Here is a 10,439-nt window from a genome sequence, read left to right as displayed (position 1 = left end):
CCAACACTAATAAATAGTTCCTCGCTCAGCGAGGTTTAAAAGGCATGATATAGACCTAGATTTTAAAATAATGACGCGAAATTATAGCGATGCTTGATATAAGAGTCGACCCTTTAATGACGTTATTTTTGACTTATTTTTTAAATGGGTGATAAAACGAGTAAAAACAGTGTGTGCTGACTTCATTTAAATGTAATAAATTAAATTTAAAGTGCATTAAAATTGGTGTAGCTGATAGTTAAAGAGTTGTTCTAGATTAAATTTATGATTTGTAAATAGAAGTGTATAACGGGAGATGAAAAAGATAAAAGGCATATAAAATAAGAAGTGGTCGGTGATGCAAGATTCGAACTTGCGACCCCTTGGACCCAAACCAAGTGCGCTACCAAGCTGCGCTAATCACCGACATTTTCTACTTAACCTACTTTACTACAATATTTTATCACCATTTCTTGAGAAAAAATGGGGTGGCTAAAGGGACTTGAACCCTCGACAACCGGAATCACAATCCGGGGCTCTACCAACTGAGCTATAGCCACCATTGTAAAATACTGTTTGGTACGCCCTGCAGGATTCGAACCTGCGACCCACGCCTTAGAAGGGCGTTGCTCTATCCAGCTGAGCTAAGGGCGCACATTACCTACAGGCCAAATTTTTAGTTATTAAAAATAATTAAAAAAGTGGTCGGTGATGCAAGATTCGAACTTGCGACCCCTTGGACCCAAACCAAGTGCGCTACCAAGCTGCGCTAATCACCGATATGTACTGCGTTTAAAAGAACTAAAAATATGCCCCTTTCAACGGATGCGGATATTACCTAGTTGCCTGAGTCCCGTCAAACCTTTTTTATAAAAAAATAACCGTTTGCTCACTTTTAAAACAAGCCGCTTGATAATCAGCACTTATTGCCTATAAATATAGCAACTCTTCAATTATCAATAAATTCAGTTTTTGGCATACTTGATAAGCGTATATTTTATTTTTAAATCTTCATTTGACGATATATTACCGAATAAAAGACCATTTATAAGAACAGTAGCTATAACAGTCCAGGTTTTTATGCGAAAATAGTGTCGTTTTTCATCATTTAACTAAGTTAATAGAAACTATCATGACAGCAACTCTTATAGACGGTAAATATATTGCTCAGCAGCTTAGGCTCTCAGTAAAAGAAAAAGTAGCAGTACGCGTTAAAAATGGCTTACGACCTCCCGGGCTAGCCGTGATATTAGTCGGCTCAGATCCTGCTTCACAAGTTTATGTTGGTAGTAAGCGTAAAGCATGTGAAGAAGTTGGTTTTCTTTCTCGCTCATATGATCTGCCCCCAACAACCACTCAAGCTGAATTATTTACTTTAATTGATGAATTAAATAATGACGAAAATATTGATGGTATTCTTGTTCAGCTCCCTTTACCAAAAGGTTTAGATGCTAATTTAATTATCGAGCATATTAACCCTTTAAAAGATGTTGATGGCTTCCACCCATTCAACGTCGGCAAACTAGCACTTCGTCAACCAGGATTGCGCCCCTGTACACCTAAGGGCATTATCAAGCTGATAGAGACTACCGGTATAGACCCACATGGTTTAGAAGCGGTTATAGTCGGTGCTTCAAATATTGTTGGTCGTCCAATGACATTAGAACTATTACTGGCCGGTTGCACAGTAACCACCACGCATAGATTCACTAAAAATCTTGAAGATAAAATACGTAACGCTGATTTACTTGTTGTGGCCGTAGGAAAACCTGAGTTCATTCCTGGAGAATGGATTAAGGCTGGCGCTATTGTTATTGATGTGGGGATTAACCGTTTGGCCAATGGCAAACTTGTTGGTGATGTAGGTTTTGATATAGCTCAAACGAAAGCCGCTTATATTACGCCCGTACCTGGCGGCGTAGGCCCAATGACAGTAGCAAGTTTAATCGAGAACACTTTGATAGCTTGTGAAGAATTTCACTAAATTTTAAGCCGCTTAATATAAAGGAATAACCAATGTCTGACGCTATTTATCAGTTTAATGCGCTGAACAATAAAAAAGAAACCGTTGAGTTGAAAGACTACCAAGGTAAGGTAATGCTTATTGTAAATACGGCAAGTGCCTGCGGATTTACGCCTCAGTATGAAGGTTTACAATCACTTTACAGTGAGTATCAAACACAAGGTTTAGCGGTTTTAGCTTTTCCTTGTAATCAGTTTAAGCAACAAGAAAAAGGCAGTAATGAGGAAATACAGCAGTTTTGTGATCTAACGTTTAATATCAAATTCCCATTATTTGATAAAATTGACGTCAATGGCGACAACACTCACCCTCTTTTTACCTTTTTAAAGGCACAAGCACCTGGAATACTAGGTTCTAAGAGCATCAAGTGGAATTTCACTAAGTTTTTAGTGAACAAGAAAGGCCAAGTAGTTAAACGCTATGCGCCAACCACTAAACCGACTAGCATTAAAGCGGATATAGAAAAGTTACTCGCTGAGTAACTTATAATAAGCAGCCAAAAGTGTTGGCTGCTCTTATTATCTTATTGAGCTTTTGCTACTTTTAACATTTCAAGGTTACTGGCAATATCTTCTGCCGCTGTTCTTGGCGAAATATCATCATCTATTTTCAAGATTTTACCTTCTTTAGAAATATAAAATGTCACACGACTAGCAACCTGCATCATATTCAACACATCGTAGGCTTTTGCAGTCGCTTTTGTCGGATCGCTTAACATCGGAAAGTCTGCGCCGGTTTTCTTAGCAAAATCTCTGTTGTCATCTAATGGGTCAACACTGGCCATAACGTAACTTGCATTATACGCTCTGATCAAATGCCCTTTCTCAACCAATGACTTACATTCTATGGTACAACCACGCGTGTTAGCCATTGGATACCAAGCTAAAACAACCGCTTGCTTACCTTGGTAGTCACTAAGTTGGTAATAATCACCATTGGTGGCTTGCAATTTAAAATCTGGTGCTTGCTCTCCCACTTTTAAATCAGAGGCTAACAAGCTAAAGCTCGTCATTAATGCTAAAAATGTACAAACTACTTTTGATGTTCTTTTCATCAGAGTTACCTTTTAAAAATGAATAATATTTTTTGTTAGTTTACCTTATTTTAGCTCATTAACCTTTAGCTAAAAGGTTATCGAGCCAACTTGTCGGTAGTATACGTTTGAATACGGCAAATAGTTTAGTAGGCACGGTAATTCTGTATCTTATTTTCGGGCGTTTACTCTCTAAGGCATGGATCAACGCTTTGGTGACATCTGCCGCTTCTAAGGTAAATTTTGCATTCGAGGTTTTACTGGCCAGCCTTGCTATTTGTTGTTGATACTCAAGATGATGGGCACTGTCTTTAGCGTCAATGTTGGCTGTAAAAGCACTTAAGGCATTGGCGCGAAATTGAGTATTAATGGGACCTGGCTGTAAAAGTATCACTGCGATATTCGCTGATCTCAATTCTAACCTTAAGGTGTCAGACAAACCTTCAACAGCATATTTTGAGGCATTATAAGCACCACGATAAGCCATAGAAACAAAGCCTAACACTGAGCTACATTGAATAATTCGGCCATGACCTTGCTTGCGCATAACCGGAATAACTTGTTTAGTCAGCTCGTGCCAGCCAAAAACATTGCTTTCAAATTGGCTTATAAGCGCTTGAGTTGGTAAGTCTTCTAATGCGCCCGGTTGACCATAGGCACCATTATTAAAAAGAAAATCTAATGTCCCCCCAGTTTCATTGAGCACAAAAGCAAGTGCCGCATGGATACTGTCAACTTGGGTTAAATCAAGCTGGCAAGCGGTTAAACCTTTTTCTTGTAGCATAACAACATCGGCTTGTTTTCTTGCGGTAGCAAAAACTTGATAGCCTCTTGTTGATAACGTCAGAGCCGCATCTAAACCAATACCGCTTGAACAACCTGTTATTAAAATAGATTTTTTCACGCTGTTATTATTACCTATAATTCGAAAATTTGCTTTATTGTCGGTGAGCATACTGGGGATATCAAATCAGTACAAGGCGAGATAATTAATTGTATAGAGAAACACGAATGCCCAGCGCAATAATTGTTAGGCTAACATGATACACTTTTGTTTAAACACTAAAACGAGTTAAGCAACCATTGAAAGATTGTAATCAATGTGGAAAATGCTGTATAAAATATGGCGACGGAGGCATAGCAGCTTCGATTGAAGATATTGAGATGTGGGAAATTTTTCGCCCTCATATTCATCAATATGTAATAAAAGATAAGATTTGGTTTAATCCTCAAACCGGTAAACAACTGACACAGTGCCCTTTCCTAGAAAAAATGCCTAACCAAGATGCTACCGAGCAAGTTAAATATACTTGCGCAATTTATCAAGACCGCCCTGAAGACTGCCGGGATTATCCGAGTAATGTCAGTGAGATGCTCAGGGATGAGTGTGAAATGATAGAAATCATCGATTTAACCCATCCCCAACAAGCGCAATACAAACTTAATAAATTAATGAGCCGCAGTTAACGTTTATTTTTTGGCACATAATTTAGAATAGAAAGTGGCACCACTTTTTTGACTGGAAATCCTTCAAATTCTTTGCGTTTAATAACATGCCCTAAACGGCTTTCTATCGCACACAAGTTTCTAAAATTATCCTTGGCTACAAATGATACCGCTTCTCCAGAGGCTCCCGCTCGCCCTGTTCGGCCAATACGGTGAATATAGTCATCGACTTGATCAGGTAAGTCGTAATTAACCACTCGAGTGAGCTCGCCGATATCAAGACCGCGTGAAGCAATACCTGTAGCGACAAGAAACTTAATTTTACCGGCTTTAAAGTCATTAAGAACTTGTTCTCGCATCGCTTGTGTTCTGCCACCATGAATAGACTCGGCACTAATGCCACGTTTTTCTAGCTGGCTAACAAGTTTAGCTGCACCGTGTTTTGTTTCGATAAAGATCAGCGCTTGCTGCCATTGATGTTCAATAATTAAATGGCTCAGTAATGCCGACTTATTACCTTTATCAACCGTTATTAACCATTGATCAATTTTAGGTTTAGAGGCGCTATTATTGCCGATAGAGATTTCTGTCGCATTACTAAAGGTACGCTTTGATAACGTTCGAACATCATCAGAAATAGTGGCTGAAAATAATAAGTTTTGACGTTCGAGTGGCAAACGTTCAATGATTTTATTAATATCTTCAATAAAACCCATATCAAGCATTCTGTCAGCTTCATCTAAAACAAGGACTTCAAGTTCATCAAAATGCAGAGCACGTTGATGAGCCATATCAAGTAATCGCCCGGGAGTCGCAACAACAATATCAACCCCCCAAATAAGCTTCTGCCTTTGCGGTTCAATGTCAGTACCACCGTACATTGCCATCGAGCTTAGGTCTAAATACTTACCATAATCACGGATACTTTGTTCTACTTGAACGGCAAGTTCACGTGTTGGGGTAAGAATAAGCGCTCGAATACGTTTGCCACGTAATTTTCGTTCGGTATTAAGTTTTTCAAGTATTGGTAAAACAAAACTGGCCGTTTTACCGGTACCTGTTTGCGCTGCAGCAACAAGGTTTTTTCCCGATAAAATAACCGGAATGGCTTTTTTCTGAATAGCCGTTGGCTCGCCATATTTTAAGTCAGCAAGTGCTTTTAAAAGCGGTTCACTTAATCCCAGTGTCGAAAATGGCATAATACTATCCTTGAAGTTTAATTTTTAAACCTTTAATAAAGGTCGATAAAACTTCATCACTACAATCTCTATAATGTTTATTATTGATGCTTCGAAAAAATGCACTTAATTCATATTTGGTTAAGCTCAACTCGGCTAATTCAAGCGTATCAATCACTTCATCAGCTTGTAGAGAAAAAGCAATTTTTAACTTATTAAAAATAGCGTTATTAGTTAAGACAGCTTCAGGAACCGCTTGTGGCCCTTCTTTTGCGCCTCTTCTTTCAACAATCAAGCCATTGAGGAAACTAGCAAATTCTACATCAAGTAGTTCAACATAAGTCTCATCGTCTTTTTCTTTATAAAAACAAACCAATTGCTCTGCTGATATTTCACAAGCATTTAATTTAAAGACGGCACGGGTTTTTTCGTCATCAAAATCAAGTAAAGTACTTAAGCGACGAAGAATATCATTGTTTATCATGTTTAGACCTAGAGAACGTTGTTAAGGTGAAGGCAGCAGTAGAGTTGTCTTCAGAGTGGTAGAGAGTATAGCGCACTCGTTTTAAATGTTTGCTAACTCATTTTTTTGTCTATTAAATAGTGCTTAGTTAAAGCGTTAAAAACGCCATTAAAGGCGTTTTCAACAATCAAATAACTCAGCTAAAAGAGGACTAAGCTCTTTTTTGAGCCTGTATTTGGCTATCAAGATATTCATCTAACGAACCTTGAAAATCAACAAGCTTTTTATCTTTAATGTCGATAATACGGGTTGCTAAGCTAGAAACAAACTCACGGTCATGGCTAACAAAAATTAACGTACCTTCAAAGTCTTTTAGCGCATTGTTCAATGCATCTATCGCTTCGATGTCCATGTGGTTAGTCGGCTCATCCATAATTAATACGTTGATATCAGCCATCATTAAACGACCGAATAACAAGCGATTTTTCTCACCACCTGAACAGTTACGTGCTTTCTTGTTAGCATCATCATCAGTGAATAACATACGTCCTAGCATGCCACGAACACTTAAATCATTGTGACAAGGTCTACGCCATTGCGACATCCATTCCATCAATGTTAAGTCATTGTCAAAGAATGAACCACTATCTTGTGGACAATAACCCACAGAGGCATTTTCAGACCATTTAACAACGCCTTCAGTTTGCTCTAACTCGCTCATTAAACAGCGAAGTAACGTTGTTTTACCAACACCGTTTTCTCCGATGATAGCTAATTTAGCACCCGCTTCTAACAATAAATCACCTTTAGAAAACAAAGTAACGCCGTCAAAACCATGCGCTAAACCTTCAAGTTCTAGTGCTTGTCTGTGCATTTTCTTGCCAGGGGCAAAAGCTATTTTTGGGGTGATACGACTTGAAGACTTTACATCATCAAGTTTAATTTTATCCATTTTCTTAGCACGAGAACTTGCTTGTTTCGCTTTAGAAGCGTTAGCGCCAAAACGGTTAACAAAGTCTTGCAACTCAGCGATCTCAGCAACTTTTTTATCATTACCGGCTAATAACTGCTCGCGTAACAAACCAGACTGCGCTAAGAAGAACTCGTAATTACCCGGATAAACGCGTAATTCACCGTAATCAATATCAGCCATATGTGTACATACTGAATTAAGAAAATGTCTATCATGAGAAATAATAATCATGGTGCATTTACGTTTGTTTAACTCAGCTTCTAACCAACTGATGGTATGGATATCCAAGTTGTTGGTTGGCTCATCGAGTAATAAAATATCAGGGTTAGCAAATAAGGCTTGCGCAAGTAAAACACGAAGTTTCCAACCTGGAGCAACTTGTTGCATTGAACCATAATGAAAAGATTCTTCGATACCTGCTTCTAGTAGTATTTCACCTGCGCGACTTTCTGCGGTGTAACCGTCCATTTCAGCAAATTCACTTTCTAAGTCACCAACACGCATACCATCGGCTTCGCTCATTTCAGCTTGTGCGTATATAGCATCTCTTTCTTGCTTTACTTTCCATAATGGCATATCACCCATAATAACAGTGTCAATAACATTGTGTTGTTCAAAAGCGAACTGGTCTTGACCCAACGTACTTACTTTGTTGCCAGTACTAACCGAGACATTGCCCGAACTTGGTACTAAGTCACCACTGAGTATCTTCATGAATGTAGACTTGCCACAACCATTTGCGCCGATCAAACCGTAGCGGTGACCATTGCCAAATTTAGCCGAAATGTTTTCAAACAAAGGCTCTGCGCCAAATTGCATTGTAATGTTAGATGTAGTGATCAAAGATAAATTCCTAAATAGTGCTAACTAAAATTGTTAACCAGCAACGGTGAAGATAGCAAAAATAGAAACATATTTAAGACCATCAAAATAAAGTGGCGCATTATACAGTAAAAACTCTATTTTCTCTACTTAATCCTTAAAATTTTTGGTTGTTTTTTCACCAGTATCAACACAGAAGTGATTAGTGCTTGATATATTATTAAAAAAAATAATCAAAGCTCGTTAATCGCCTAGGGTATTTGCTTGCAAAACCTTATTTGCTCTAGTATTTTATTCGCACAATAAAAATAATATATGCGGATATTTCATGTCTATTGATACAATTTATAAGGTCACTTTACATCCTTTCATTAATGAATCTATTGCTAGCTTAAAATCGATGACCAGTTTATCGGGGAGCGCCGGCGAAGCTTTTATGGATAAAGTTGAAGACTTTCGCTTTAAAGGTTATGCAGTTTGCTCTGATATTACCGGCTGTTTAGATGGGGTAATTATGATGCATCATTACCCAGAAACCGCAGTAGCTATTGGTAATTCTGTTTGCCAAAATATGTTTGATGAAGCATATGATTACACAGAAATAAATGACGAGTTAAGTAATGCTTTAGCTGAATGGGGCAATACCATTGTTGGTCGAGCAACTGATTTACTGAGCCGCAACAACTTAAAATTTGATTTTTCTAGCCCATATTTTATCCATAATTTTAAAGATATGGAAAAATACTTAGCAGGCGTTAAAGAGATAATAACTGTACCAATTACCGTTGAAGGTGTTGGTCGTTACTATTTTAATTTATTGGTGCGTAATGTTAATTTTCAAACCAGTAATGTTGAAAGAGAACAAAGCTCAGGCATTGCAAATCCACACAGCACACCTTTACCACTAGAGAGTAAAATATTACTTGTTGACGATAGTGCGATGATACGAAAAGCAATAAAACGCTTTTTAGCCGGTTTAGGTTATGAAAATGTCATTGAAGCAGACGATGGTAGTACTGCGGTAGAAGCGGTAAAAAATCAAGCACCTGACTTCCTTTTCATGGACGTCGTGATGACTAAGATGAACGGTAACGAAGCATTGAAAGCTATTCGTGCCAGTGGCTCAAATGTACCTGTGGTAATGTTGTCTTCGGTTACCGATAAAGGACTCGTCGATGAATGCCAAGCAAGTGGCGTTTCTGGTTTTATTTTTAAGCCAATTCAAGCCAGTAATGGCGCAAAAATAATTAAAGACTATTTAAAAGTAGTTTAAGCCCGTACATATTTATTTGATGAGGTACTTTATTTCAAAGATAAAGTACCTTTAAACTATTTAATATAAAAAAGAAGTTTATAAAAGACATGGAAAAAGACACTGTTTCAACGGGTAACGTTTATGTGATGACTCACTCTTTTTTTTCAGATGTGATAAGAATAGGCTGTACTCCAGATGATCCGGTCGAATACGCTCGGTTACTATCAAAAAACTCGCCAGGTGATTACTCGCTGGTATTTTCTTTAGCGTGTAACAACCCGTGCGCGATAAAAAAGAAAATACGCGAATATCTCAACGCACAAGAATACGTTAATGAGTTTTACCAAGTATCGGCAGAGGTCGCAGCAAAACTATTAAAAAGAGAAACCTTAAGAATTGCCATTACTAATGAAGTAAGTACTGACTAATTTTTATAGAAAACATCCCTGCCCCAGACAATAGCCACAATAAAACCACTTAACCCTATTTGACTAGTAGCTCACTAACAATAAGCTTTAACAAAAAAGTTTCACGTTCAATAGAAAGTCCCTTTTTTAGACTATTCGCTATTGTTTGCTCATTATGACTAATAGCTTGATGTATATTCATCCAAATTGGATGCATACCATTATTAATTTCATGCGCTTCAAGCTCGGGTTCAAGTAACTCTTCATCTATTGAACAAATATAACAGTAAGACTCCATATGAATAAGTTCGAAGTCGGGCTTATGCCAAGGTCTAAACTCTTCATATAAACCAAACGCTTGAATATTTTGCACATTATGCGCGCCAGTTTCTTCTTTTAACTCGCGCACCAAACCGGCAACATTACTTTCACCTTCGTCGATACCGCCACCGGGTAAACTGTAATCATGATACCGCTTTGTATACAGCAAAAGTATATCTTCACCCTTTAAGACAATAGCCCGCGTTGCTTTTCGAGTAAATTGGCGTGCTGACATATCACGAATGTCAGGATGAATAGTTGATTTTAGTAAACGCATAGCAGGATCTTTAGAAATATCTAGAAAATCATCACCATTAAAACAAGAAGTTGTTAACTCCACACCCTAACCGTAATAATTTTAAACAACAAGTTATGAGCATCTTACTACAGTGAAGATAGATTAGCCGAAGATTTTATAGCTCCGCCTAAATAGTACCCAGTACTAACAGGAGCTTGCGCTATTAATTTGGTATATCAATAAAGTACTTTAGAATAATCACCAGATTTGTCATTATTAAAGTGATGTTATCTGTCATATG

11 protein-coding genes and 4 tRNA genes are annotated in these 10,439 nt (G+C 37.9%); 5 read left to right on the top strand and 10 right to left on the bottom strand.

The features are described 5' to 3' along the window. Positions 1 to 328 precede the first annotated feature (328 nt). The 4 genes from H4J62_RS15450 to H4J62_RS15435 form a co-directional block, all read right to left on the bottom strand. Positions 329 to 405: transfer RNA gene (locus H4J62_RS15450), tRNA-Pro, on the bottom strand. Between the two features lie 58 nt (positions 406 to 463). Then, a tRNA-His gene (locus H4J62_RS15445) sits at positions 464 to 539 on the bottom strand. A 17-nt stretch (positions 540 to 556) separates the two neighbouring features. Next, positions 557 to 633 (bottom strand) — tRNA-Arg (locus H4J62_RS15440). Between the two features lie 48 nt (positions 634 to 681). Continuing rightward, positions 682 to 758: transfer RNA gene (locus tag H4J62_RS15435), tRNA-Pro, on the bottom strand. Positions 759 to 1,111: 353 nt separating this feature from the next. Here H4J62_RS15435 and folD point away from each other — a divergent pair. Together folD and H4J62_RS15425 are read left to right on the top strand one after the other, a co-directional pair. Further along, positions 1,112 to 1,963 (top strand): bifunctional methylenetetrahydrofolate dehydrogenase/methenyltetrahydrofolate cyclohydrolase FolD, encoded by an 852-nt coding sequence (gene folD / locus H4J62_RS15430; RefSeq protein ID WP_182214853.1) that lies wholly within the window; start codon positions 1,112 to 1,114, stop codon positions 1,961 to 1,963. A 32-nt stretch (positions 1,964 to 1,995) separates the two neighbouring features. Continuing rightward, complete coding sequence (locus H4J62_RS15425; RefSeq protein WP_182214852.1) at positions 1,996 to 2,484, top strand: glutathione peroxidase; 489 nt, start codon at positions 1,996 to 1,998, stop codon at positions 2,482 to 2,484. Between the two features lie 41 nt (positions 2,485 to 2,525). Here the strand turns inward: H4J62_RS15425 and H4J62_RS15420 are convergent, their stop codons facing one another. Beyond that, positions 2,526 to 3,056 (bottom strand): redoxin domain-containing protein, encoded by a 531-nt coding sequence (locus H4J62_RS15420; protein WP_182174330.1) that lies wholly within the window; start codon positions 3,054 to 3,056, stop codon positions 2,526 to 2,528. Between the two features lie 58 nt (positions 3,057 to 3,114). Beyond that, positions 3,115 to 3,939 (bottom strand): SDR family oxidoreductase, encoded by an 825-nt coding sequence (locus H4J62_RS15415; protein WP_070377001.1) that lies wholly within the window; start codon positions 3,937 to 3,939, stop codon positions 3,115 to 3,117. A gap of 179 nt (positions 3,940 to 4,118) precedes the next feature. Here H4J62_RS15415 and H4J62_RS15410 point away from each other — a divergent pair, with 179 nt between their 5' ends. Next, a complete protein-coding gene (locus tag H4J62_RS15410; RefSeq protein WP_182214850.1) occupies positions 4,119 to 4,502 on the top strand; it encodes a YkgJ family cysteine cluster protein in 384 nt (127 codons plus the stop codon). Here the strand turns inward: H4J62_RS15410 and H4J62_RS15405 are convergent. The 3 genes from H4J62_RS15405 to H4J62_RS15395 form a co-directional block, all read right to left on the bottom strand. Then, positions 4,499 to 5,680, bottom strand: coding sequence for a DEAD/DEAH box helicase (locus H4J62_RS15405; RefSeq protein WP_070374169.1), 1,182 nt, complete (start codon positions 5,678 to 5,680; stop codon positions 4,499 to 4,501). The genes H4J62_RS15410 and H4J62_RS15405 overlap by 4 nt on opposite strands. A gap of 4 nt (positions 5,681 to 5,684) precedes the next feature. Further along, positions 5,685 to 6,143, bottom strand: a complete 459-nt coding sequence (locus H4J62_RS15400; protein WP_070374170.1) for a DUF1456 family protein — start codon at positions 6,141 to 6,143, stop codon at positions 5,685 to 5,687. A 190-nt stretch (positions 6,144 to 6,333) separates the two neighbouring features. Next, entirely contained in the window at positions 6,334 to 7,938 is a 1,605-nt protein-coding gene (locus H4J62_RS15395; RefSeq protein ID WP_070374171.1) for an ABC-F family ATPase, read from the bottom strand. Between the two features lie 307 nt (positions 7,939 to 8,245). On the opposite strand from H4J62_RS15395, the gene H4J62_RS15390 reads away from it, so the two are divergent. Both H4J62_RS15390 and H4J62_RS15385 read left to right on the top strand, forming a co-directional pair. Beyond that, a complete protein-coding gene (locus H4J62_RS15390; protein ID WP_182214848.1) occupies positions 8,246 to 9,190 on the top strand; it encodes a response regulator in 945 nt (314 codons plus the stop codon). A gap of 89 nt (positions 9,191 to 9,279) precedes the next feature. Then, positions 9,280 to 9,600 carry a GIY-YIG nuclease family protein gene (locus H4J62_RS15385; protein ID WP_182214846.1) on the top strand — a complete coding sequence of 107 codons (321 nt, stop codon included), beginning with the start codon at positions 9,280 to 9,282 and terminating at the stop codon, positions 9,598 to 9,600. Between the two features lie 55 nt (positions 9,601 to 9,655). On the opposite strand, the gene H4J62_RS15380 is transcribed toward H4J62_RS15385, so the two are convergent. Beyond that, positions 9,656 to 10,177, bottom strand: coding sequence for an NUDIX hydrolase (locus H4J62_RS15380; RefSeq protein ID WP_182214967.1), 522 nt, complete (start codon positions 10,175 to 10,177; stop codon positions 9,656 to 9,658). Positions 10,178 to 10,439 lie beyond the last annotated feature (262 nt).

This window comes from Colwellia sp. BRX8-5 (assembly GCF_014077325.1).
Lineage (GTDB): Bacteria > Pseudomonadota > Gammaproteobacteria > Enterobacterales > Alteromonadaceae > Colwellia_A.
Note: the sequence above shows the minus strand (reverse complement) of the source record. Positions and strands in the feature narration are given on the sequence as shown.